At 39.7% G+C, this 26,059-nt stretch carries 24 protein-coding genes; 1 reads left to right on the top strand and 23 read right to left on the bottom strand.

The genetic code is table 11. The features are described from left to right. Positions 1 to 168 precede the first annotated feature (168 nt). Positions 169 to 1,788, top strand: a complete 1,620-nt coding sequence (locus H5126_RS01815; RefSeq protein ID WP_182721533.1) for a M28 family metallopeptidase — start codon at positions 169 to 171, stop codon at positions 1,786 to 1,788. 36 nt (positions 1,789 to 1,824) lie between these two features. On the opposite strand, the gene H5126_RS01810 is transcribed toward H5126_RS01815, so the two are convergent. The 23 genes from H5126_RS01810 to nusA all read right to left on the bottom strand — a co-directional run bounded on the left by H5126_RS01810 (position 1,825) and on the right by nusA (position 26,041). Beyond that, positions 1,825 to 2,772, bottom strand: a complete 948-nt coding sequence (locus tag H5126_RS01810) for a PDC sensor domain-containing protein (protein ID WP_024603579.1) — start codon at positions 2,770 to 2,772, stop codon at positions 1,825 to 1,827. 220 nt (positions 2,773 to 2,992) lie between these two features. Next, entirely contained in the window at positions 2,993 to 3,208 is a 216-nt protein-coding gene (locus H5126_RS01805) for an EF-hand domain-containing protein (RefSeq protein ID WP_024597051.1), read from the bottom strand. Between the two features lie 80 nt (positions 3,209 to 3,288). Beyond that, entirely contained in the window at positions 3,289 to 3,495 is a 207-nt protein-coding gene (locus H5126_RS01800; RefSeq protein WP_007585537.1) for a hypothetical protein, read from the bottom strand. Between the two features lie 169 nt (positions 3,496 to 3,664). Further along, entirely contained in the window at positions 3,665 to 3,877 is a 213-nt protein-coding gene (locus tag H5126_RS01795; RefSeq protein WP_007585535.1) for a calmodulin, read from the bottom strand. A 599-nt stretch (positions 3,878 to 4,476) separates the two neighbouring features. Further along, complete coding sequence (locus tag H5126_RS01790; RefSeq protein ID WP_002958506.1) at positions 4,477 to 4,692, bottom strand: TIGR02450 family Trp-rich protein; 216 nt, start codon at positions 4,690 to 4,692, stop codon at positions 4,477 to 4,479. A 70-nt stretch (positions 4,693 to 4,762) separates the two neighbouring features. Then, positions 4,763 to 5,116 (bottom strand): cupredoxin domain-containing protein, encoded by a 354-nt coding sequence (locus tag H5126_RS01785; RefSeq protein ID WP_008134637.1) that lies wholly within the window; start codon positions 5,114 to 5,116, stop codon positions 4,763 to 4,765. A gap of 20 nt (positions 5,117 to 5,136) precedes the next feature. Beyond that, entirely contained in the window at positions 5,137 to 7,383 is a 2,247-nt protein-coding gene (locus tag H5126_RS01780) for a heavy metal translocating P-type ATPase (RefSeq protein ID WP_182721250.1), read from the bottom strand. Then, positions 7,373 to 7,816, bottom strand: a complete 444-nt coding sequence (locus H5126_RS01775) for a MerR family transcriptional regulator (RefSeq protein ID WP_182715658.1) — start codon at positions 7,814 to 7,816, stop codon at positions 7,373 to 7,375. Before H5126_RS01775 ends, H5126_RS01780 begins: the two co-directional genes overlap by 11 nt. A 508-nt stretch (positions 7,817 to 8,324) precedes the next feature. Next, positions 8,325 to 8,822: a DUF2059 domain-containing protein gene (locus tag H5126_RS01770; RefSeq protein ID WP_182715659.1), complete on the bottom strand. Its 498-nt coding sequence runs from the start codon at positions 8,820 to 8,822 to the stop codon at positions 8,325 to 8,327. 130 nt (positions 8,823 to 8,952) lie between these two features. Further along, positions 8,953 to 9,285 (bottom strand): Na+/H+ antiporter subunit G, encoded by a 333-nt coding sequence (locus H5126_RS01765; RefSeq protein ID WP_002958501.1) that lies wholly within the window; start codon positions 9,283 to 9,285, stop codon positions 8,953 to 8,955. Between the two features lie 9 nt (positions 9,286 to 9,294). Continuing rightward, positions 9,295 to 9,564 (bottom strand): K+/H+ antiporter subunit F, encoded by a 270-nt coding sequence (locus tag H5126_RS01760; RefSeq protein WP_007378493.1) that lies wholly within the window; start codon positions 9,562 to 9,564, stop codon positions 9,295 to 9,297. After that, a complete protein-coding gene (locus H5126_RS01755) occupies positions 9,558 to 10,094 on the bottom strand; it encodes a Na+/H+ antiporter subunit E (protein WP_002958499.1) in 537 nt (178 codons plus the stop codon). The genes H5126_RS01760 and H5126_RS01755 overlap by 7 nt, the downstream gene beginning before the upstream one ends. Next, positions 10,094 to 11,611 (bottom strand): monovalent cation/H+ antiporter subunit D, encoded by a 1,518-nt coding sequence (locus H5126_RS01750; protein WP_024595965.1) that lies wholly within the window; start codon positions 11,609 to 11,611, stop codon positions 10,094 to 10,096. The genes H5126_RS01755 and H5126_RS01750 overlap by 1 nt, the downstream gene beginning before the upstream one ends. After that, on the bottom strand, positions 11,608 to 11,961 hold the full coding sequence (locus H5126_RS01745; protein WP_010554685.1) for a Na+/H+ antiporter subunit C: 354 nt from the start codon (positions 11,959 to 11,961) through the stop codon (positions 11,608 to 11,610). Before H5126_RS01745 ends, H5126_RS01750 begins: the two co-directional genes overlap by 4 nt. Continuing rightward, complete coding sequence (locus tag H5126_RS01740; RefSeq protein WP_024603510.1) at positions 11,961 to 14,753, bottom strand: monovalent cation/H+ antiporter subunit A; 2,793 nt, start codon at positions 14,751 to 14,753, stop codon at positions 11,961 to 11,963. Before H5126_RS01740 ends, H5126_RS01745 begins: the two co-directional genes overlap by 1 nt. A gap of 215 nt (positions 14,754 to 14,968) precedes the next feature. Further along, on the bottom strand, positions 14,969 to 16,144 hold the full coding sequence (locus H5126_RS01735; RefSeq protein WP_182693399.1) for a hypothetical protein: 1,176 nt from the start codon (positions 16,142 to 16,144) through the stop codon (positions 14,969 to 14,971). Continuing rightward, positions 16,131 to 17,009, bottom strand: a complete 879-nt coding sequence (gene nlpI, locus H5126_RS01730; protein ID WP_182721251.1) for a lipoprotein NlpI — start codon at positions 17,007 to 17,009, stop codon at positions 16,131 to 16,133. The genes H5126_RS01735 and nlpI overlap by 14 nt, the downstream gene beginning before the upstream one ends. 141 nt (positions 17,010 to 17,150) lie before the next feature. Next, entirely contained in the window at positions 17,151 to 19,277 is a 2,127-nt protein-coding gene (gene pnp, locus H5126_RS01725) for a polyribonucleotide nucleotidyltransferase (protein WP_182721252.1), read from the bottom strand. 620 nt (positions 19,278 to 19,897) lie between these two features. Further along, positions 19,898 to 20,167, bottom strand: a complete 270-nt coding sequence (gene rpsO / locus H5126_RS01720; protein WP_002958490.1) for a 30S ribosomal protein S15 — start codon at positions 20,165 to 20,167, stop codon at positions 19,898 to 19,900. Between the two features lie 153 nt (positions 20,168 to 20,320). Beyond that, positions 20,321 to 21,280, bottom strand: a complete 960-nt coding sequence (truB, locus tag H5126_RS01715) for a tRNA pseudouridine(55) synthase TruB (RefSeq protein WP_002958489.1) — start codon at positions 21,278 to 21,280, stop codon at positions 20,321 to 20,323. Continuing rightward, positions 21,264 to 21,746 (bottom strand): 30S ribosome-binding factor RbfA, encoded by a 483-nt coding sequence (gene rbfA, locus H5126_RS01710; RefSeq protein WP_002958487.1) that lies wholly within the window; start codon positions 21,744 to 21,746, stop codon positions 21,264 to 21,266. The genes truB and rbfA overlap by 17 nt, the downstream gene beginning before the upstream one ends. A 109-nt stretch (positions 21,747 to 21,855) precedes the next feature. Then, entirely contained in the window at positions 21,856 to 24,516 is a 2,661-nt protein-coding gene (gene infB, locus H5126_RS01705; protein ID WP_002958484.1) for a translation initiation factor IF-2, read from the bottom strand. Between the two features lie 25 nt (positions 24,517 to 24,541). Further along, positions 24,542 to 26,041, bottom strand: a complete 1,500-nt coding sequence (gene nusA / locus H5126_RS01700) for a transcription termination factor NusA (protein WP_002958483.1) — start codon at positions 26,039 to 26,041, stop codon at positions 24,542 to 24,544. Between the last annotated feature and the right edge of the window lie 18 nt (positions 26,042 to 26,059).

Here is a 26,059-nt window from a genome sequence, read left to right as displayed (position 1 = left end):
ATACCCACTTTTTTACATTGGCCCATTATGTGCTCCTTTAGGTTGTTCGTTATTTATACACTTTATAAAATCAATCTGCAATTGAATGAAAAGTTCTCTATAAAAATTCGACATCGCTGCGGTGCTTCCTTTATATTGAAAGCCTAATTAAATAACAATATGAAGACTATGGCATCTACTCTTTTAAAAAGCGCTAGCCTAAGCTTGCTAGTTGCACTCTTTGGCTGCTCAGAGCCTGCAAGCGAGAAAACTCCATTAGAAAATACAGCAGGTGTAAGCCTTAGCAATATTAAACAGCATATTAAAACGCTAGCCTCTGATGACTTTGAAGGCCGAGGCCCGCTTACTCATGGTGAAGTAAAAACCGTAGGCTACTTAAGCGAGCAATATAAAGCGCTGGGTTTAACCGGTGCTTATAAAGGTAAATACTTACAGCCTGTAAAAATGGCAATGGTGACAGCTAATCAGGATATGCAGTTAAAGGTAGGTGATTTAAGCTTTGAATCAGGTAAAGACTTTACCGCACGTACCGAGCAGCTTCAGCCATTAATTGATGTACGCCATTCTGACGTTGTATTTGTTGGCTATGGTATTAATGCACCAGAATATAACTGGAATGACTATAAAAATATCGATGTAACTGGTAAAACTGTGGTTGTGCTAGTTAACGATCCAGGCTTTGCTACTCAAAACGACGCCCTTTTTACTGGTAATGCAATGACCTACTACGGTCGTTGGACTTATAAATATGAAGAAGCCGCTCGCCAAGGTGCAAAGGCTGTATTTATTGTTCATGAAACAGCACCTGCGGCATACCCTTGGGGCGTAGTTGAAAGTTCAAACACCGGCACTAAATACACGTTAATGGATAACAATTTAAACGCGTCTAAATTACCGGTTATGGGCTGGCTAACACTTGATGCGACTGAGAAAATGTTTAACGCCGCAAAGCTTAACTACCAAGATTTAAAACAAGCAGCATTAAATGATGACTTTAAAGCGACGCCACTTAACTTAAAAGCAAACCTTGCCTTTAAAAACGAAGTATCACATGCCAAATCGCATAACGTAGTTGCACAAATTACAGGTAGCGAATCACCTGACGAATACGTTGTTATTAGCGCTCACTGGGACCATTTTGGTACTAAACAAACTGATACTGGCCCTAAGATTTATAACGGCGCGGTAGATAACGCTTCAGGCACTGCAGCCACGCTTGAAATAGCACGTATAATGAGCAAAATGAACAAGCAAAAACCATTTAAACGCTCAATTATTTTTGCTAACTTTACAGCAGAAGAAACGGGGTTAATTGGTTCTGAAGAATTTGCATCAGGTGCGGTTGTACCTACAAAACAAATGGTCGGTCTATTAAATATTGATGGCATGAACGTGCTTGATGGCACTGACTACATTTTACAATACGGTAAAGATTTATCGACAATGGAAAACTATTTAGCAAAGGCTGCAAAATCACAAGGCCGTGTTGTTAAAATGGATCCTCGCCCGCAAAATGGCTTGTTTTTTAGATCAGATCATTTCTCGCTTTCTAAGCAAGGCGTGCCTAGTTTATTATTTATGAGTCTGGGTGATACCGATCCTGAGTACATTGCGCATAAATACCATAAAGAAGCAGACGACTACTCAGCTGATTGGTCGTTAGGTGGTGTTAAGCAAGATATAGATCTTATTGTTGATATAGCCACACAGCTTGCAAATAATGGCGATTGGCCAAAGTGGACGAGCGAGTCTGACTTTAAAGCCAAACGCGCACAAGATAAGCAATAAATAGCTATTAAATAGTTATGTAATATAAAAATCCTCCTACTTGGAGGATTTTTGTTTTAAACGAGCGCGCATTAATAGCGTTTCGGCCTTTGCCCCTAAATAAACATAAATAGCCAGTGCAATTAAAAGCCCTACCACTGCCAGCATCATCGCTATGGCAGGCATTAAATATTCCGATTGCCCCAACGCCGCTTTAAACATAGTTAACAGCGCCTCAATTGATATAGCAATCAACACAGTAGAGATAAACCGTGTAATAGTGCGCCGCGTAGACGAGTGCCTAAAAATATCCTTATGCATCAGGATTTCTTCTTCGAGTATTGTTTTACCTAAATCAAATACTGCCAATGCCAAGGTGATGTAAATAATGATACTAAAGGGTTCAAGTGGGTCTGATGAGGTATCTACATGAGTTAATAGAGCGTATATATCACTAAAAACGATATTTAGTAAAAATAATACTAAGCAAAATAAGCACGCCACAATAATACCGTAACCCGCCTTGAAGTAAGGCGACATATTAGCGCGCGCAGTATCACCCATTACAAACTCAATAAGCTGCGTTAAGCTCACATCAACAACCAAGTAATGTTGATTATTAATTGGTTTTTTTAGCTCTTTAATCGCCGATATACATAAATGGTTAGTCGCTATAGAAATATAGGGATCAGTAAAGCACACTTTATCACTTGCTTTAGCGTTCAAAAAATAGGGTCGCTCACTTAAATCTTGTTGATTACCACTTTCACCTAATTTTTTGCTGTATGCGCGTTTAAAGCAGACGTTATTACCCTGCTGCAAACCTTCTGCATTTAAACAATATTGTAATTCTAAAAATGGGTACTGCTTAATCAGATAGCGAGTATCACGTTCTTTAGTTAATCCGTCCTCAATACTCATTAAAATAGATTCAAGTAAACTGTGTATTACATGCTCATATTCGTGGTAGCGCTCAACACTACTGATATAACTCATTCGCGCCATTTTAAATACTCATTAACCTAAGTTATAAATAGATTTGCAAGTTTAAAACCAACAATAAAATAACTTAACAATCAGTAACTTGACACTATTCAAACTCAAGTTTTGCACTACTTTGGTGACTAAATAGTAATATATTAAATTAAATGCACAAAAAAGCAGCTAAGTATTAATTACTTAGCTGCTTTGTGAGTATGACTGGTAAGGTTCTACATAGAGCTTATTACTGAACCTTCGAAAACTCTTCTTTAGATAACTCGCCATTACCATCTGTATCTAATTGATCAAAAAGCTGTACTAGTTGCGAGTTTACTTGGGCTTCTGTTTTGCTAATTACGCCGTCGCCATCTGTATCAAAAGAATCAAAATCTACCGCAGCAAACGCCGCTGAAGAAGAAGCTAGGGCTACAAGAGCTAAAGTTTTGTGTAATGTTTTCATAATCGTTTCCTTAGGCTTTGAGCCTGATTAGGGGTAAGAAGTCCTTTTCAAAGATCCTTTAGGAGTAAAATGTCTATAAATTAATATTCAAAAAAATCATTTTCTGTCGGACCACCGCTACTTTGAACATTCAGCTCGTCAAATTGCTCTATCACTTGCACCGATTCTTCAGAGCGACTAATTGAAGCGTTGTCGTCTGCATCGCGTGTTTCAAAGTCTGTGTTTGCAAATACTACTGACGAAGAAACAATAGCCATAAGTACAAATGTTGATTGTAGCTTTTTCATAATTTAATCCTTCAAAAGTATGCGGTGTCCTAAATAAATTTGCTCTATAGTGCTCTCTAGCCACTTCCTGGTTATTCTTTTTAGTAGGCTCCCTTGCCTACTTAGGTTGTCTTTGGCAACTCAGAATTTAGATAACATCACAGAGCATTAACTGCTTAAGGCTTTAATTTTAGGCCTTAGAAAACTCATCTTCAGATAGCTCACCATCTTGGTTTGTATCGAGTTCTTCAAATTTGCTTAAAAGCTCAGCATCTACTGAAGCTTCGGCTTGGCTGATTGCGCCATTACCATCTACGTCTAGCGTATCAAAATCTGTTGCTGCAAAAGCCGCTGATGAAGAAGCTAGCGCCATTAGTACTAATGTTGATTGAAATGTTTTCATAATAGTATTCCTTCATTGGGTTGTTGCGATTAAGGCCTTTGGCTTTCATCACGTTTTGCTTAATACACTCTAGGTATTACAACTTCGGTGCCACTTTTTATTTATCATTTAAAAACAATGAGCTAAATGATATAAAGCGAGAAAAGCTTAATTTGCGGAGGTGTTATTGTTGCTATTTAGCAACAGCCATTTAACTAAAAATAATAAACCATTATAAATCAATTGGTTAAGTTTAATTAAAAAGACACACTTTGGCTAAAAAGCCAATAAAGGGGGCGTTTAGGTTAGCCTTCAAAATAAACTGAATATGAACATGGAAATTACATCGGATTTATTTTCGGCTACTAAATAATTAATTTATTTTTAATCAATAAGTTACATTATTTTTTGAGATTTATTATAAAAATTTTGAAAGGATATTTTGAAATTAATTGTTTTGTTGCCAAATGGCGAATTTATCTAGGAAGGTTTCAATGCTAAAGCTAAGTTGTAGCATTCAACTCATAATTTAATGCGCTGTAAAATGTAGGTTTGCTTAAATTAAGCAAACCTACATCGTGTGCCAGCTATTGGAGTAAGGTAAATTATATAGATTTAAACTACTTCCACCCTTGCAGCCACTTTTGGTTATCCTTTAAATCTCGCCAACTAATTGGATATTGATTTTTTGACATAACAGCCTCAGTAATACATTCAATTACATTGCCGTCTTCATCAAATTCCACCTCAACAATAATGAAGTGTTTTTCTTTATTTATAGCAGGTGTTGCGGTCCATTTACTATTCAATAATTTTTTAGGGTTTAGTTTATTCATTTAATGTAACCACTCCTACTCATAGCTTATATAAGGCAACTATACGACCCCAACACCTACTTAGTTCAGACTACTCTGCAACTAGCTTGCCTTTGTACATTTGCATTTGGCAATGAAAGTCATACTCACCGGCTTCAAGCGCAGGTAGTTTAACCGTATTGCCATCACCCATTGCCAGCGTTTTACTTATATCAAGCTGTGGAAATACCACTGTTTCGGCGCACGGCGCGCTGTCTTTTCTATCAAAGGTAAGTACAACCTCTTTGTTGGCTGCCACTTTAATGTGTCCTGGCTTATAAACACCGTTATCAACGACTATCGTTTCTTTGTTGTCATCACTTTGTGTTTGCTCTGGTTTGTATAGCCAAAACCAATAAATAATTGCAGCTATTAACAGTGCACCACCTATATTAATCATCAACATAATGTACTCCTTAGCTTAAATTACGATTTATTTGGTTTGAAAAAACGTAAGCGATTAGCGTTACTTACCACTGTAAGCGATGAAAGTGCCATAGCTGCACCTGCAACAACAGGGTTAAGTAGGATGCCAAAAAATGGATACAACACGCCGGCTGCAATCGGAATCCCCGCCACGTTATAAATAAAGGCACCAAATAGGTTTTGTTTAATATTTGAAATAGTTGCATTACTCACTGCAATTGCATCAGCAAGGCCATGTAATGAACCACGCATTAAGGTAATGTCTGCACTTTCTATTGCAACATCGGTACCTGTACCAATTGCAAATCCTACGTCGGCTTGTGCAAGTGCGGGAGCATCGTTAATACCATCACCTGTCATACCCACTATTTCACCATTTGCTTGGCGTTTTGTTACTTCGTTTACTTTATCATCGGGCATTACTTCTGCAATAAAGTCATCAATACCAACTTGTTTAGCAACGGCTTGTGCAGTGGCTTTGTTGTCACCTGTTAGCATAACTAGGTGGATACCTTTATCTTGCAGGCGTTTAATAGCTTCAACTGAATCCTCTTTAATTGGATCGGCTACTGCAATAATAGCGTGGAGCTTATTATTACTTGCAAAATACATGGGCGTTTTAGCATCACTGGCAAGTGTTTGAGCTTGCTCGATTGCATCATCAACGGCGACGTTGTATTTATCCATTAGCGCTTTATTGCCAAACAACAATGTTTGCCCGTCAACACTGCCAGTGACACCTTTACCTGTAATTGCATTAAAGTCGGCTACTTTACTTAAAGCTAAGCCCTGCTTTTTAGCGTGTGCCGTAATTGCTTGGGCTAGTGGATGCTCTGAGCTACTTTCAAGGCTTGCAACAAGTTGCATTACTGTATTTTCATCACTGTTATTAAAGGTAACTACATCGGTAACTTGCGGTGTGCCTTGAGTAATAGTGCCTGTTTTATCTAAAATCATGGTGGTGATTTTAGATGTTGTTTGCAGCGACTCACCATTTCGAATTAATATTCCTGACTCTGCAGCTTTACCAATACCCACCATAACCGACATAGGGGTTGCGAGTCCTAGCGCACAAGGACAAGCAATAATAAGTACAGTGGTAACCGCAACAACGGCATAAGCAATTGATGGCTCAGGTCCAAAGTTTAACCATGCAAGGCCTGCAAGCACCGCAATAATCATGACTGTTGGTACAAATATTCCTGATATAACATCAGCTAAGCGCCCTATTGATGGCTTTGAGTTTTGTGCACGCTTTACCATATTGATAATATTGGCAAGTGTGGTTTCGCTACCAATGTGCGTGGCTTTAAATAATAAAGTGCCACTTTTATTAATACTTCCGGCAACGACTTTGTCGCCCGTTTTTTTGCTTACAGCCATTGGCTCACCAGTAAGCATTGACTCATCAACCGTACTGCTGCCTTCAATAACATCGCCATCCACAGGGATTTTTTCACCCGGGCGTACGCGTACTTCATCATTTTTTACAACATCACTAATGTCGATGTCTTGCTCTTGACCATCGCGAATAACGCGTGCAGTTTTTGGTTGCAGGCCAATTAAGCGTTTAATTGCTTGTGAGGTGCGCCCACGTGCTTTTACTTCAAAAGCGAGCCCTAAACTAATTAAACCGATAATCATCGATGATGCTTCAAAATATACGTGTCTTGCGACTTGTGGTAATAAGTTTGGTGCTATTACTACGAACATTGAATACAACCACGCAGTACCTGTACCAAGCGCTATTAATGTATCCATATTGGCAGCATGGTTTTTAAATGCCTGCCAAGCACCGTTGTAAAATTGCTTACCTGATATAGCCATAACCACAAGCGTGACTATACCCACTAAAAACCAGGCTATTCGTTGTGTGTCGGTGGTCACACTCATATCAAAAATAAGCCCGTATATCATTAACGGTGCACCGACTCCTAACGCTAATATCATATTACGCATTAGCTTTTTGTAATGTGCCTCATCCGATTTTGCTTTTTCATCAAGTGCATCTTGATCAGACTCGTTACTCATTGGCTTAGCTGAATAACCAATGTTTTCGACTGCTTTAATAAGCGTGCTTTCGCGGGCTTTACCTTCTACACGGACAGTACGCTGTGCAAAGTTCATTTCTACATTTTGCGCGCCTTGCACGCTATTAAGGGCTTTTTCAATTTTAGCCACACAACTGCCGCAATTAGCGCCTTCAATAATAAAGTTTTGCGCGGTGTCTTTTGGATTAGTCGTCATTACGCTGCTCCTTATTTGCAGAATCGTTTATTGGATCAACAAAAGATTCTATTAAACTACACACGTCACTGGCATTTGCACCATCGGCTGATGTATCCCATTGCGCCAGAGCTGCATGCATTCTGTTTCGTAATTTTAATGTTTCTTGAAATAGTGCTTCGGTTTCTTCTAGGCGTTTAGTAATGAGTTTACGCGTTAACGGACAAGGACAATTCCCCTGCTCAGACTCGCCTATAATGTGTTGAATATCTTTGAGTGAAAAACCAAGTTGACGAGAGCTAATAATAAACTTTAAACGCTGCTGGTCTTGCTTTGTATATTCTTGATAACCATTTTTTTCACTGCGTATTGGGTTAAGTAACCCAATTCGTGTGTAATGACGAACAGTATCTGCAGTCACGCCCATTAACTTGGCAAGTTGTTTAACATACATAATTTAGCTCCGTCGTGTTTCAATAGCTTCATAATAAACCTAGGTGCAACACATAGGTCAATGGCTATTTTAAAACTAACAAAATAATACTAATTGGCTCAATTAAGTGCTCTATTTAAGACAATAAATCGAGTGGATAACAGAGCAAAGGTTTCGTTATTTAGTTGTTATTATTAATTGCCCCTGCATCCATGCAGTCGTATCTCAAAAATGTTTAACGCAGTTAGCGCCGAATTTATTCCCTCAAATTGATTATGTATTGTTGCTCATTGGTATAGTGACACAAACATAATTAACTTAAGCTGATATTGGCCGTGTATTATCTGAAGGGGGCGTAATTTAGCAAAGAAGCGCCTAAGTAAGGCGCGTATTAATCTAAGGGAGTGTTAATCATTGGTGATTTAATTTATGCAGACTGTTTGGTCTTTAGGCAAGGCAGAGCCTATGTAGTGTGGTTATCCCCCATAAATAGGCGATAACGCAGCATAAATACCAAACATGCGCTGCCCTAGTTTGATTCGCTACGGCTTTGCTCTAATTCGTCGCTTAGTTGCTGCGCTAAAGTTTGTATTTTAGGCATAGCATCTTTCATTAAGCTTTGTGACATTTGCATAGACTCTTGCATTACAACAGGCATTTTTTCAAGTATTTTTTGCCCTGTATCTGTTTTATAAAACGCTAACATATCGGCAATCTCTTGCTCACTAAAATGCTTGTCGTATACATTGACCATCATTGGCTGCATTTTAGCCCAGCTCATTTCGGTTTTTAATACCGTCGTCATGTCGCTGTAGTATTTATCAAAAATTGCTTGCTCAGAAGGCTTAACACCCATTTGGTCTGACATGCCTTTCATCATACCTTCAACCTGGCCGTACATAGAATCAACCATTGAATCTAAATTCATTACATTAATGAGTTCATCTATTTTTTGCTGCTTAGTATTTTGTTCAGCATATAAACTACTAGAAAAAATTAGCAATGATAAAAGTAGTACCTTACCCATAATAATATCCTTTCATATAAATAATGAATTTATAGTCACATGAATAGTTTGTATTGTAAAGGGTACAAGCAATCATTAAAAAGGCCGAATAAAATGAATTTATTCGGCCTTTTATAAATTACTTTTTGCGTTAGTCGTCTTCTACATTATCTAGGCCTTTAGTGCCTTCTTTGGCTTTTAGCTTATGATGAATAGCTGACTTTATTAGCATGTAACCACTAATCGGTGCTGTAATTAGTAAAAATATAGTAATGAGTATTTCTTTAACACTTAGGCCATGCTCTGAACTTGCAAAATAAACCATAGCCGCAATTAACATACTCGCCATGCCTAACGTGGTTGCTTTAGTTGGTCCATGCAAACGCATAAAAAAGTCAGGTAGTTTAATTAAACCTATTGAGCCAATTAAAATAAACGTACCACCAAATAACAATAATATTGATACAACCCATTCGCTGATCATGTTTTCACCTTATTCAATTATATCGCCACGTAGTAAATACTTACACACTGCAACCGTACTTATAAAGCCGAGCATGGCAATGAGCAGTGCAGCTTCAAAATAAAGCCCTGTATCCATACTAATGCTGTATAAAATAATCAGTGCGATGACGTTAATGTACATAGTATCGAGCGCTAAAACACGGTCAGGCACTGACGGACCGATGATCAATCGCCATAAATTAAGCAATAATGATAAGCCAATCATCGAAAAAACAATGAGTAATACAGTATCTAACATTGAAATATCTCCTTTAGTGGAGCTTCGTAGCGTTGTTTTATTTGTTTGATAAGTGCTTCTTCATCTTTAAGATCAAGCACATGTATCAGTAAGTAGCGTTGCGTTGGCTCTTCACCTTCAGGTAACGACTCAGCAATTGGATAAACCTCTGCACTCACAGTACCAGGTGTAAGCGATACACAACTAGCCAATATAGTAATTGGCATGTCGTGTGTTAAATCTATAGGAACTTTTATAAAGGCCGGACGCAATTTTTTTGATGGTCCAAGTATAAGTAAAGCCACTTGTAAATTTGCAACAACAATATCGTACAGCACTATAAGTAACTGCTTAAGCGCCAAGCCTGGCTTTAAAATCAGTGGCTGAGGGTCTCGAAACGAAAAACTCAATATAGGGATAAGTATCGCAAAAATAGTCGCTAATACTAAGTGCCCTACCGATACGCTATTGTTTAACAATAACCAAACCATAAACAAAAATAAGCTACGAAATGGCGTTGGTAACCAACGAAAACGGGCTTGTAATCTCATCACATGCCTCCTTTAAGTACAGCATTAATACCGCCGCTTAGATCATGTAACTGAGTAGCAGCATTTAGCATATATTCACTTATTGGTCCGCCCAAAATAACTAGCAATGGCGAACATGCAAGTAAAGCTATAATTACAGTTACCTGCAACGGGTGTGCACTTGCACAATCGGCATTTTCGCTACTTTTGCTTCTATGCTCCCAGAACAAAGTTGTGCCAGCGCGCGAAAGCGCTACTAACAACGCAAAACTTGTTACTAAATATACTGGCCAAAATAGTAAAGCTTGCTCACTGTTTAATGTCGCTTTAAGTATCCAAATTTTACCTACAAAGCCTGACAGTGGTGGCATACCAACTACCGTTAAAGACGCAATAATAAAGCACACACCTAATAAAAATGGCTGTTTTACAGAGCGACCTGCTACTAGCCTATCGCCAACTTTACCGCGCTGGATTGAAACTAAGTCTGCTAGTAAAAATAGTGCGGCACTAACAAGTGTTGAATGCACTAAATAATATAAAAGTGCAGCAGTGGCATTTACATTTTGCAATGCTATTAGCGCAACCAGCGTACCTACCGATACTAATACTAAGTTAGAGGTGAGTTTACGTAAGTCTTGTGCTGCCATCACACCAATTGCACCTACTATAATGGTCGCAATTGCTAAGCCCCAAAGCCAAGGCTGCGCCATGTGTTCAAGCGCTCCGGCTTGTTCACCAAATATCACCGTATAAACACGAAGCATAGCGTAAACGCCTACTTTAGTCATAATCGCAAACAATGCAGCAACCACAGGTTTAGCACTTGCGTAAGTATTTGGAAGCCATAAATGCAGAGGTAATAGTGCGCCTTTTAAAGCAAATACTATTAATAGCAGTAAGCCGCCTGCTTTTGCTAGATATACATCATCACCTGTAAGTAGTGATACCTTTTGCGTCATGTCTGCAATATTAAGCGTACCAAGCACACCGTACAAAATACCCAAACCAATTAAAAATACGCTTGAGCCAACTAAATTCAATATTACATATTGCAATGCCGCGCGAGTATTTTGTTTATCACCTGCGTGCATTAACAATGCATAAGATGCAATCAGTAGCACTTCAAAAAATACAAATAGGTTAAATAAATCGCCAGTTAAAAACGCGCCATTTACACCTAATATCAAAAAGTGAACAAGTGGGTGATAAAAGCTGCCTTTTTCATCATCGCCAGCACTACCATATAAAATAGCGCCCAAACCTAAAAATGAAGTTAACGTAACCAATAAGGTAGACAACATATCGGCTACTAAGACTATTCCAAATGGTGCAGACCAATTACCAATAGCGTAAACGTTAATACCTGTATTATTAACATGTACAAGTAAAAGCACACTAATGGCAAAAGTAGCTATTGCCATTACAATTGAAACTAAGCGGCGAATTTTAACGCTTTTACCACATGGTGGCAGCAATAAAATAACAGCCGTCAGCATAGGTAATAAAATAGGGAGCGAAGCTAAATGTTGGATCATTTTTGCTCCTTATTATCTGCAGAGGTGTTGGGCACATAACCATCAACATGGTCGCTACCTAAATCGGCGCGTCCACGTATTGCCAAAATAACCACGAATGCGGTCATCGCAAAACCAATAACAATAGCTGTAAGCACTAAAGCTTGAGGTAGAGGATCGGCGTATTCTGTACCAGTACCAAGCACTACCGCTTTATTAATAGTAAGACGACCTGCTGAAAACAAAAATAAGTTAACAGCATATGAAATCATAGTAAGCCCAAGTACTACAGGAAACGTACGAGCTCTTAGCAGTAAAAACACACCGCAACTGACCAATACTCCAACGCAAGATGCGTACAATAATTCCATTAAATATTTACCTCTTTTTTCTGGGTATCTGCCGTCATATTACCTAAGCTTGCCAAAATCATTAGCGTAGCGCCTACAACCGTTAAGTAAACACCTAGGTCAAATGCAATCGCGCTGGCAAGCTCTGTTTTACCGACAAACGGAATATCAAAGTAGTCAAACCAAGTTGTTAAAAATGGCTTATCAAAGAACCAGCTACCCACACCAGTGAACAGTGAAATACCAATGCCTGAAGCTATGATTTTACGATAATTAACATCAAAACGTCCGTTTATCCATGCTGTACCATGCGCCATGTATTGCAAAATAAACGCGATTGACGTTACCAGTCCAGCAATAAAGCCACCGCCAGGTAAGTTATGTCCACGTAAGAAAATATATGCAGAAACCAATAACGCAAGCGGTAATAAACTTTGTGAAATACTCGCCAGTAAGATTGGATGGCGCTCTCGTGCCCATGGGCGCCCTTCGCTGTCACTTGCTGGCATAAATAATGGGATTCGAGAAAGTACTTTAAATATACCTAATGCGGCAATGCCTAATACGGTAATTTCACCAAGCGTATCAAAGCCCCTAAAGTCGACTAAAATAACGTTAACTACATTAGTACCACCGCCACCAATTTTAGCGTTAGCAATAAAGAAGTCTGAGATTGAATCTAATGGACGTGTAAGTAATGCATAACAGATACTCGCTATAACTACACCTAAAGTAGAGGCAATTCCTAAATCTCGAAGTACGCGTAATGAACTTGATTCTTTTGGCGTATGCTGGGGCAAGAAAAACAATGCCAGCATAAGTAAAATAATAGTAACAACCTCAACAGTTAACTGTGTAAGTGCTAAATCAGGAGCAGAAAAGCGTGTGAATACAACCGATACCATTAACCCTACGATTGAGAGCATTAACAACGATACCATTCGAGAGCGATGCCAAATAACGGTAGCAAGAGCACCAATAATCAATAAGCCCGCACCAATTGCATTGTGCACATCAACAGGGGTAAGTGGCATGCTGCCAGCAAGTTGTTGCATTTCAAATAATGGCCAACCGGCACACAGTAAGACTACCGCTAACATAATTACTAGGTAGCGCTGCAGCGATCCATTTTCGATACTGCTTACCTTTGACTGACACCAAGCAACAACACTTAAAATTACACGTTCAAAGGTTTTTTTAGCATTTAAAGGTGGTAATGACGCTTGAAACTGAAATAGATATTTACGATTAATATAAATAAATAAACCGCCAGCAATCGCCATTGCACTCATTAATAGAGGCAAGTTAAACCCGTGCCAAATAGCCAATTCGTAAACTGGCATTTCTTTTCCAAGTACAGCTAAAGACGCCGCAGATAAAATGCCATCAATTGTAAAGTGTGGGAACATACCCACTAGTAAACAAATCACAACTAATATTTCTATTGGTACACGCATATAACGTGGCGGTTCGTGCGGCGTGCGAGGTAAATCGATTGGCTCACCATTAAAGAACACGTCATGAATAAAGCGTGCGGAGTACGCAACAGCTAATGCGCCTGCAACCGTTGCCAGTACTGGAATTAACCACGACATAGAACCAAGCACTTGCTGATGCAGCGTTTCTGCGAAAAACATCTCTTTAGACAAGAAACCATTAAGTAATGGAACCCCTGCCATAGCAGCCGCCGCGACCATTGCAAGCGTTGCAGTGTATGGTAAGTATCGCCACATACCATTTAATTTACGCATATCGCGCGTGCCTGTTTCATGATCGATAATACCAACGGCCATAAATAACGACGCTTTAAACGTTGCATGGTTAATTATATGAAATATAGCAGCAACAGTCGCAAGCTCAGTATCAAGCCCGAGTAATAGCGTTATTAAACCCAAATGGCTTATTGTTGAGTAAGCTAACAATCCTTTTAAATCGTGTTTGAATAATGCTATGTAAGCACCAAACAACAGCGTAGCTAAACCTGTTAACCCAACAAGTAAGAACCACGTATCGGTGCCAGCTAAAGCAGGATGAAAACGTGCTAATAAAAATATACCGGCTTTTACCATGGTTGCAGAATGTAAATACGCGCTCACTGGCGTAGGCGCTGCCATTGCATGAGGAAGCCAAAAATGAAAGGGAAATTGTGCCGATTTAGTAAACGCACCCAATAGCACCAATACTAATGCTACTTCGTATAAATCGTGAGATTGAATTATCGCTTTACTCGCTAGGATAACATCTAGGTCATAACTACCAACAATATCACCTAATAGCATTAAGCCTGCAAGTAACGCTAAGCCGCCCGCGCCTGTTACAGCAAGAGCCATACGAGCACCCTTTCGCGCTTCAGACTTATGCCACCAAAAACTAATTAATAAAAATGAGCTGATGCTCGTTAATTCCCAAAACAACCACAGCTGAATAACATTGTTAGACATAACAATGCCAAGCATTGCAGTCATAAACAGCATTAAATAACTATATAACTTAGCCATTGAGTCGTTGGCACTGAGGTAGTAACGCGTGTAGAGGATAACGAGCAAGCCTATGCCTAAAATCATAAACATAAACAATAAACTGAGGCCGTCTAACCGCAGAGATAGGTCGAGCCCTATTGACGGGATCCAAGCGAAAGAGTAACGAATGGTTTCGCCCGCTAAAACTGCAGGTGCATGGTATAAAGTTATTCCCAAAGCCGTTAAAGGCGCAAGAGCCGTTAAACTAGTGCTTAAATTGCGGGATAACTTACCTGTGCATGCAGAAATAACACTGCCAATTAAGGATAACAAGGGTATCCAGAGCAAAGTCATAATGTAGGGCCTTTTATAATCATAAGTTTATCAGGGCATCTCTTTTTAATACTAAGGGATGCTTTTACTGCCTGTTTTTAAACGACATTAATGACTATAGTTATACTGAAAAACACTGATTTTGTCTATAAAAAGCGGTTCTGTATGGGTGTTTTTTAAACATGAACTAACAATTTATTAAGCCTACAAAAACAATTAATTAATAGTGATAATTGTTAATTTAATATGGCCTTATTTGCAAATGTAAGCGCGCTGGAGTGGCGATAAGAATTACCATTGGTCATATCTAAATGCTTCAACCAAATCTCTCTATACTGCGCCGAGAGCCCTAACTGCTGATATTGCATAATAGACCAATTTTCACTAGGTTTATATGCAACACCACCTATCTGGCAACTCTTTGCTTTATGCCAGCCTATTGGGGGCGACTCATCATGAGAAATAAATAAATTAGGTGCCACAAAACCTGTTTTTGCACACAACCATGCTTGTTTAGTTTTAGGCAAAGCATATTCATCTTCAAAACCGTTAAAATGCATCAACTCATGCAAAAACACACTGTATTTTGCTTTTGAGTTTATTAGCATTGTTCCTTTAGTAACATTAGCCGTTCCATCTTTTGGCATCATTACTATAAAATCAAAATTGTTAGGAAGCTGGTTATTTAGTTTAGCTGATTGCCAGTCACACTTTGCTATTTGATTAGTGCTACTTTTACACTCAAGCATACCTGCAACGTAAACAGGTTTTGAAAAGCAAAAAATATTTTCACGGGGCTCTGGCTGTTTATTATAAGCATTAATAAACTCGGTGAGTTTATATAAGCCACTGCGATGATCGCTCATAGTCAGCACGTTAAACATACATTGCTTATTAGGTTTACTTATATTTATTAAAGATGAAAAACCGAGAGCGTGGATAAACTCACTAGATACTTTACTCTGTGGTGTTTTTAACTGAAGCTTTAGATGATTTAGCACATCCCCAGCTGGTAATTTTTTTTTACTAGCTAGTAACTTTAAATCGCTCCAACGTGAGTGCTCAAGTAACTTTGCTGCTAATATTTTACGCTCTGGGATTGTTAAATCATTTAATGCTCTGAGCCAAAATTGTTTTGCAGTATCGCTCTGACTGTTTTTTATAAGCTTAAGAGAATACATATATTGGGCTGAAGAAATTTTACTGCGGGCTAGTATAGCTAAAGAGGTATTTGGTAACTGCTCTAAATGATCAGAAAAATAACCAGGTGATTTCCAATAACTTTGTAGCACATTAGCTTTTGCGTTTAAAACATGCCAAAAGCCAATAGCGCCTAGGTGATTACTCGAGCCTGTAACTAACAAACAACATAGTAATACACCTATTAATTTAAAACGCTTAACTTGCGTCAACACCTTGCATCAACTCAAGCTCTAAACGCGCATATTTGTACTCAATAAACTCGTGTACATTAGTTGCTAGCGCAAGCCTAAAGTAGTCTGATGCTAAATACAGCTCACCTGCTGCTTGATGCATTTTAGCTAAATAAAAATAAGCTTCGCATAAACGCTGCGCATATTCTTGCTCAGTTCTAACACCATCACTAATGCCAGATAAAAATGCATGTTCACTCATATCCCCCGTATAAAGAGAAATTAACTGGTACGCCCATTGTGACTCATCAAGCGCAGTGGCATTTTGTTTAAGTGCATCAAGCGCAACGGCTTTATCCTCTTGTGCTTGTGCTAAATAAACCCATAAAACTCGGTACGGATCTTTTGGAGAGCGAGCTAAAAATTCATTAAAATCATTTTTAGCAAGGCCTGCTCTGTCGCCGTAATACAGTGCGATACCACGATTTAAATAGGCGTATTCATGCTCTTCATCAAGTTCTAGGGCAGAATCGAAAAACTCATAGGCTTTTTCATACTGCTGCATAAGCGTATGTTGAATACCTAAAAAATTATACACTTCAGCTAAATCAGGCTTAAGCTTTACTGCGCGATTAAAATCAATACGCGAAAGAGTTGTCATACCTAGACTATCAAAAAGTACACCACGGTCGTAATAAAGCTTAGCTTGTTGTTCTTCGCTTAAGTCGGCTCTATTTAATAGCTCTGAGTAGCGTGCAATAGCAATTTCACTTCTAAAGTCAGAAGCTAAAGGTGCAGTAAATGGCACATTAACAATCGGGGTTGGTTCTGATTCTGTTGTAGTTTGGCAAGCACTTAAAGACAAAATAGCAAAAGATGCCAAAGCTAAATGTTTGATTATCATTAAAATCCTTAATACCAAGATATATCGCGATTAATATAAGACAGACCTTGTCCAATAAGGTTTCATTAAAGCATAAAAAAAGGGGCTAAACAGCCCCTTTTTTACTATCTAGCTAATATAACTAGATTAATAAGTTAGCAATTACGCGTCAGTTGGCGCGTCAGCTGCAGGTGCTGCTGATTCCATTGCTTCTTTAATACTTAGACGTACACGGCCTTGGCGATCTACTTCTAGTACTTTAACTTTAACTTCTTGACCTTCAGAAAGGTGATCAGCCACGTTATTAACGCGCTCAGTACTAATTTGAGAAATATGTACTAGACCATCTTTGCCAGGAAGAATGTTTACAAACGCACCGAAGTCTACGATACGTACAACTTTACCTTCGTAGATAGTACCTACTTCAAGTTCAGCTGTTAATTGCTCAATACGGCTAATTGCATTAGCTGCACTTTCGCCATCTGTAGCGGCAATTTTAATTGTACCGTCGTCACCGATTTCAATCGTGGTACCAGTTTCTTCAGTAAGCTGACGAATAGTTGCGCCACCTTTACCAATAACTTCAGCGATTTTCTTCTGTGGGATTTTCATTGTGTATATGCGAGGAGCAAACATTGATAGCTCTTCAGAAGGAGCAGAAATCGCTTCATCCATCACTTCTAAGATATGTAAACGTGCAGCTTTTGCTTGTTTAAGCGCAATTTGCATGATTTCTTGAGTGATACCTTCGATTTTGATATCCATTTGAAGTGCAGTAATACCCGCAGCAGTACCGGCAACTTTAAAGTCCATGTCACCTAAGTGATCTTCATCACCTAAGATGTCAGAAAGAACAACGAATTTATCGTCTTCTTTAACTAGACCCATCGCAATACCGGCAACAGATGCTTTAATTGGTACACCCGCGTTCATAAGTGCTAGAGAAGTACCACAAACAGACGCCATTGAAGAAGAACCGTTTGATTCAGTAATTTCAGATACTACACGGATTGAGTAAGGGAACTCAGTCAGAGTAGGCATTACAGCTGAAATACCACGCTTAGCAAGGTTACCATGGCCGATTTCACGACGCTTAGGAGAACCAACAAAACCAGTTTCACCTACACAGAATGGAGGGAAGTTGTAGTTAAGCATAAAGTGGTTTTTATGAGTACCAGTTAAATCGTCGATTAACTGTGAATCACGTTCTGTACCAAGTGTCGCTGTTACTAACGCTTGAGTTTCACCACGTGTAAAGATAGCAGAACCGTGAGTACGCGGTAATACGCCAGTCATTACGTCTAGTGCACGAATCATATCTGGTTCACGACCATCGATACGTTTTTCGCCAGCAGCTATACGGCCACGAACGATTTTCTTCTCAAGTGAACCGAAGATTTTGCCAATTTCTTGCTTGTCTAAAGACTCGCCTTCAGCAAGTTCAGCTGTTAATACTGCAACAACTTCATCTTTAGCTTCACCAAGAGCTTCTTTACGCGCTACTTTATCAGTGATTAAGTAAGCTGCGCCTACTTTTTCAGCAGCAATAGTTGCTACTTTATCTTCTAGTGCAACATCTTTCTCAGGTGCAGTCCAATCCCAAGTAGGCTTGCCTGCTTCTGCTTTAAATTCTTCGATTGCAGTAATGATCGCTTGAGATTGCTCATGACCATATACAACAGCGCCAAGCATTACGTCTTCTGCAAGTACGTTAGCTTCTGATTCAACCATAAGTACCGCTTTATCAGTACCGGCTACCACTAAATCAAGTTGGCTTTCTTCAAGCTCTTTTAATGTAGGGTTAAGTACGTATTCGCCGTTGATGTAACCAACACGAGATGCACCAATTGGACCACTGAATGGGATACCAGAGATAGCAAGTGCTGCTGAAGTACCAATCATCGCAACCATATCAGGTTGGATTTCAGGGTTAACAGAAACAACAGTAGCAATAACTTGTACTTCGTTTACAAAGCCGCTTGGGAAAAGTGGACGAATTGGACGGTCAATAAGACGTGCAATAAGAGTTTCGCCATCGTTAGGACGACCTTCACGCTTTAAGAAACCACCAGGGATACGACCAGCAGCGTACATACGCTCTTGGTAGTTAACTGTTAGTGGGAAAAAGTCTTGACCAGGTTGTGCTTCACGCTTACCAACAACAGTTACTAAAACTGAAGTGTCGCCAATGCTTGCAAGTACAGCGCCATCTGCTTGACGAGCGATTGCACCAGTTTCTAGAGTCACTGTATGTTGACCTAGTTTGAATTCTTTAATAATTGCTTGCACTTAAAATATTCCTTAAATGTATTCTAATAAGTTGTCATCAAAGTACCAATTACAGTACATAATTGTATTCAGTTGGAAATCAATTAAGTACTACAATTGGCAATGATGTGAATAATTGCAGATAAACCTTTTTACCTACGCGCATAGTATATACCAAAGCTACTTCAAAATGCGAGTCTAGGGTGTGTTGATCTTTGTGGATTGAAATTTGTTCAATCTAGGGGCGATTTAATCACGGCGCGAGATTTGTAACCTAGTGGGCTAAGTAAAAATCGAGTAACAAAGAGTTAATCGCCCCTAGGATGAACCCGCAGGGCAGCGCATGTTTGGCATTAATGCTGCGTTATCGCCTATTTATGGCGAATAACCACACTACATAGGCGCTGCCTTGCCTAAAGACCAAACATACAGCTGCAAAATTAATCACGAAAGGTCAACACACACTAGCTACTAGATTTAAGCTGGGCTAATGAGTGGGTAAATACAACGATGCTTGATAAGCTATGAAATAGGAGTTTTACAATATAATTCAATAAGTTTATAAATTTGTTTTATTTTCAAACACAAATTTTAGGCACAAAAAAAGGAGCTAAAAAGCTCCCATTTCTATAATCTAGTTCTTAACGACGTAGGCCAAGTTCTTTGATTAGTGCAGTATAACTAGTGATATCTTTACCTTTAAGGTAATCAAGTAGTTTACGGCGAGTGCTTACTTTACGAAGCAGACCACGACGTGAGTGGAAGTCATGCTTGTGATCAGCAAAGTGACCTTGAAGCTTGTTGATATCATAAGTAAGTAATGCTACTTGTACTTCTGATGAACCTGTATCGCCTTCTGCACGTGCAAATTTAGCAATGATATCGATTTTTTCTTGATTGCTTAGTGACATAGTAACTCCAAAAATTAAATTTAAAAGGTGTCTTAGCCGATCACTAATTCAGCCAAAACGATTAAGCCGGCGTATTCTACCAACTGTGGGAATAACTACAAGTTAATTATTCCCATCTACAACTAATAAGCCACTGCTGGGCACACTAATTGCTTATTCAGGCTTTACGTAATCATCTTGCTGGCTAGCAAGACCACGTTTAACCTTTAAATGGCCACTTGAGTTGCGCTCGCCAGTACCTATAAACACACCATCCGCAACAACTTTAATTGCCCCCTCAGGTAAAGCTTCAGGTAACTCGACTGCTTGCCCATGACTAAATACTTTGCCCTGCTCTTTCGAAATTTCAATAACAGGTAAATCAGTTAAAGCAGTGTCTATAGGTAATAACAACGAGTCTAAATAAGTAGAAGGCGCAAGCTCTTCTGCTTTCGCTTTAGCAAGCAACGCTTCAATTTCATCAAGCGAAACCATTTTATCTGCCGGATACTGACCAACAGCAGTTCTGTGAAGCATTATAACGTGTGCGCCACACCCTAGGTTTTCGCCCAAATCATCAACGATTGTACGAATATACGTCCCTTTTGATACATGAGCCGTCATTTGTAATACGTTGTTTTGTTCATCAAATTCGTCAAACGATAAGCTAAACACATTTATTTTTCTGCATTTACGAGGGACTTCAATACCCTCTCGTGCGTACTTATATAATGGTCTACCTTGATACTTAAGTGCTGAGTACATTGATGGATATTGATCTGACTCTCCAACAAAAGCTGCAATTTCTTTTGTTAACTGCTCACGCGTCACATTCACATCTTTCGTGCTTACGATTTCGCCATCAGAATCTGATGTTGTTGTACGCTCACCCAGTTTTGCACGAACGATATAGGTTTTATCTGTATCGAGTAAAAACTGCGTAAACTTAGTCGCCTCACCAAAACAAATTGGCAGCATACCTGTAGCAAGCGGGTCTAAAGCCCCAGTGTGGCCAGCTTTTTGTGCAAAATAAACACCTTTCGCTTGCTGCAGAGCTTTATTTGATGAAATGCCTTGCGGTTTGTTTAACAACAAAATACCGTCAACTGCACGGCCTTTACTGCGCTTTGCCATCTGTATCAGTGCCTTCTTCGCTATCTGTATCTTCTACGTGCTTAGTACTTTGTTCACTATCTGAAATATCAGCATCAACACTTTCTACATCTTCATCGACATGCTTTGCGTTATCTTCGCGGATAATAGAATCCACTAAATTAGAAATACGCATACCTTCCATCAGTGAATTATCAACTACAAACTTTAACTCAGGCATTATACGAGCACGAATACGCTTACCAAGTAACGAGCGAATATAACCCGTTGCTTCATTAAGTACTTTAGCGCTTTGCTTAGCTGCATCTTCATCTTGTGTGTTAAACACAGTGATGAAAATTTTGGCATAAGATAAATCACGCGATACTTCTACCGCTGACACTGTCACCATACCTAAGCGTGGATCTTTAATTTCGCGTTGTAAAATTACAGCAATTTCTTTTTGGATTTGCTGTGCAACACGATCAGTGCGAGAAAATTCTCTCATTGCATTTGTCCTAAAATCATAACTTATTGAAATTTAATAATAAGCTAATTAAATAATGGATACACAAATGGGGGCTAAGCCCCCATTTATTAGTTTAGCGAGCTAACAATTAAAGAGTACGTTGTACTTCAACTGTTTCAAATACTTCGATTTGGTCACCAACACGTACGTCATTGTAGTTCTTAACACCGATACCACATTCCATGCCGTTACGAACATCAGCAACATCGTCTTTAAAGCGACGAAGTGACTCAAGTTCACCTTCATAGATAACCACGTTTTCACGTAGTACACGGATTGGAGCGCTACGTTTAATAACACCTTCAGTAACCATACAACCAGCAATTGCGCCAATTTTTGGAGACTTGAATACGTCACGAACTTGCGCAAGACCAATGATTTCTTGTTTAAACTCAGGTGCTAGCATGCCTGACATTGCTTGCTTAACTTCTTCGATTAAGGCATAAATTACGCTGTAATAACGAAGGTCTAAGTTTTCAGTATCAATCACTTTACGAGCAGAAGCATCAGCACGAACGTTAAAGCCAACTACAATTGCGTTAGACGCTGCAGCTAGTGTCGCATCAGTCTCAGTAATACCACCAACACCAGAGCCTACAATCTTCACTTTTACTTCATCAGTAGAAAGTTTAGTTAGTGAATCAGAGATTGCTTCGATAGAACCTTGAACGTCTGCTTTAAGTACCACGTTAACTTCAGAAACATCACCTTCAGTCATGTTAGTAAACATGTTTTCAAGCTTAGCTTTTTGTTGACGTGCTAGTTTAACATCGCGGAACTTACCTTGACGGTATAAAGCAACTTCACGCGCTTTACGCTCATCTTTAACTACAGTTGCTTCGTCGCCCGCAGCTGGAATACCAGAAAGACCTAAAATTTCCACTGGAATAGATGGACCTGCCGACTTGATGTCTTTACCGTTTTCATCGCGCATTGCACGAACACGGCCATACTCAAGACCACATAATACAATGTCACCTTGGTTAAGCGTACCAGATTGAACAAGTACTGATGCAACTGGACCGCGGCCTTTATCAAGACGAGATTCAATAACAACACCTGCAGCCATACCTTCGGTAGGGGCAGAAAGCTCTAAAAGCTCAGATTGCATAAGTACGGCTTCAAGAAGGTCATCAATACCTAGACCAGTTTTAGCTGAGATATGAACGTACTGCGTATCGCCGCCCCATTCTTCAGGGATAACGTCTAGCTGAGCTAGTTCGTTTTTAACGCGATCTGGATCTGCGCCTTCTTTATCCATTTTGTTTACAGCAATGATTAAAGGAACGCCAGCTGCACGTGCGTGCTGTACCGCTTCTTTAGTTTGTGGCATAACACCATCATCTGCTGCAACCACTAAGATTACGATATCTGTCGCTTTAGCACCACGAGCACGCATTGATGTAAATGCAGCATGTCCTGGAGTATCTAAGAAGGTAATCATATTGCCGTTTACATCAACATGGTATGCACCAATATGCTGTGTAATACCACCGGCTTCGCCAGAAGCAACCTTCGCAGAACGAATGTAATCTAGAGTCGATGTTTTACCATGGTCAACGTGACCCATTACAGTTACTACTGGAGCACGAGGCTCTGACTTACCATCTTCATGGCGGTCGTTAAGTACTGTTTGCTCTAATTCGTTTTCTTTAACAATGATAACCTTGTGACCCATTTCTTCTGCAACTAGTTGTGCAGCTTCTTGGTCAATTACTTGGTTAATAGTAACCATGTCACCCATTTTCATCATTGTTTTAACAACTTCAGCGCCTTTAACAGCCATGCGTGATGCAAGCTCAGCTACTGTAATTGTTTCGCTAATACGCACTTCATTTTTAACATCAACAGTTGGTTTTTGGAAACCATGCTGCAGCGATGCTGGTGCTTTTAATTTAGACTTGTTACGGCCTCTTGACGCTGCAAATTTATCTTTTGCTGGCGCTTTTTTCTTTTTCTTAGCACGGCGAGTGCCTTGCTCATCACGAGCATCGGCAACATCTTCTGCTTCACGTGCATAAGTTGAAGTCGTAAGATGGTGATCCGCTGTTTCTTCGCGTTTCTTACGTTCTTCTTCTTCTTTCTTCCAGCGTGCTGAATTCTCTTCAGCTAGCTTTCTTGCCTCTTCTGCTTGACGTTTCGCTTCTTCTTCAGCTTTCTTCAATGCGGCCTCTTCTGCTTCTTTTTGCAGACGCTCAGCTTCTATGCGATCTTTCTCAGACTTAGCACTTTGCTCTGGGGTCATCTGCTTTTGTTTCGCTTTACGCTCTGCATCAGCTTTGCGTTTAGCTTCTTCTTTGGCTTTACGGTCAGCTTCTTCTTTCGCTTTACGTTCTGCCTCTTGTTTCGCTTTTAATTCTGCGGCTTCTTGTTCAGCTTTTTGTTGCTGTTCAAGACGGGCTTTTTCTTCAGCGGCTAAGCGTGCTTGCTCTTGTTCTTGCTCCATTGCGCTTTTCTTCACGTAGGTACGTGTTTTACGAACTTCAACTTGAACATCTTTAGCTTTACCCGTAGAACCAGTCACACTTAATGTGCTTTTGCTCTTACGTTGTAAAGTCATACGCGCTGGGCCATCTGAACCTGTACCACCATGATGCTTGCTTAAATGATCAAGTAACGTTGCTTTTTCAGCTTCTGTTACGTTATCAGTTGCTTGCTTAGTGATACCTGCTTGTGAAAACTGCTGTAGCAATTTATCAACAGTTGTACCTATATCGCCGGCTAGTTTTTCAACATTTACTTCTGCCATAGTGTGTAATACCTCCGTTAATAAATTACTCGTCTGCAAACCAACAAATGTTTCGTGCAGCCATAATCAGTTCACCCGCTTTTTCAGATGAAAGTTCTGTGATATCAACTAATTCGTCAATACCTTGCTCTGCCAAGTCTTCAAGTGTAACAACACCTTTGCTTGCCATAACAAATGCTAAGTGACGCTCTAAGCCTTCAAGCGCAAGTAAGTCTTCAGCTGGCTCTGCGCCATCTAAGCTTTCTTCCGTTTTAAGTGCTTTAGTTGTCAATGCATCTTTTGCGCGTGAACGCAATAAATCTACAGTCTCTTCATCAAGACCATCAATTTCTAAAAATTCAGACGCAGGTACATACGCCACTTCTTCAAGTGTCGAGAAACCTTCGTTAATAAGTAATGATGCAAACTCATCATCTATATCTAAATTTTCAGTGAATAAGTTAAGTAACTTATCAGATTCAGCTTCATTTTTGGTACGCATGTCTTCAACAGTCATTACGTTTAGTTCCCAGCCAGTTAATTGGCTTGCTAAACGAACATTCTGACCATTACGACCAATTGCTTGCGCTAGGTTATCGGCTTCTACAGCGATATCCATTGAGTGAGTGTCTTCATCCATTACGATTGAAGCAACTTCTGCTGGCGCCATTGCATTGATAACAAATTGTGCTGGGTTGTCATCGTAAAGTACGATATCAACACGTTCACCACCAAGCTCAGACGATACAGCTTGAACTCGTGCGCCACGCATACCAACACATGCACCAATTGGATCAATGCGTTTGTCGTTAGATTTAACAGCAATTTTAGCGCGTGAACCTGGATCACGTGCAGCTGCACGTAACTCAATCATCTCTTCGCCAATTTCTGGCACCTCAATGCGGAATAATTCCATTAGCATTTCAGGTTTAGAGCGCGTTACAAATAATTGTGCACCGCGTGCTTCAGGTTTAACTTCATATAAAAGACCACGGATTCGATCACCCGGGCGGAAGTTTTCACGTGGCAACATGTCATCACGGTAAATTACCGCTTCTGCGTTATTACCTAAATCAAGTACGATTGCATCGCGAGTTGCTTTTTTAACAACACCCGTTACCAGCTCGCCTTCTTGATCTTTGTATGCTTCAACAACTAAAGCGCGCTCAGCTTCACGTACTTTTTGTACGATAACTTGCTTAGCCATTTGTGTTGTAATACGGTCAAATTTGATTGAGTCGATTTGCTCTTCAACATAATCACCCATTTGCAAATCAGGTTCTTCAACCTGTGCTGCTTCTAGAGTGATTTCGCTGTATGGGTTCTCTAAAGAACCATCTTCTAATACAGCGGCAATTTGCCAGCGACGGAACGTATCGTAATCACCGGTTTTACGGTCAATTGCTACACGTACTTCAATTTCGCCATCGTGTTTTTTCTTTGTCGCTGTCGCTAGAGCGAACTCTAGAGCTTCAAAAATCTTTTCTTTTGGAACCGCTTTCTCATTGGAAACGGCTTCAGCAACCAATAATATCTCTTTTGCCATGGGTAATGCCTCGCTTGC

The sequence above is a fragment of the Pseudoalteromonas sp. SG45-3 genome (assembly GCF_014164075.1).
Classification (GTDB): Bacteria; Pseudomonadota; Gammaproteobacteria; order Enterobacterales; family Alteromonadaceae; genus Pseudoalteromonas; species Pseudoalteromonas distincta.
The sequence above is the reverse complement of the archived record's forward strand: the minus strand, read 5'-3'. Positions and strand labels throughout refer to the sequence as shown.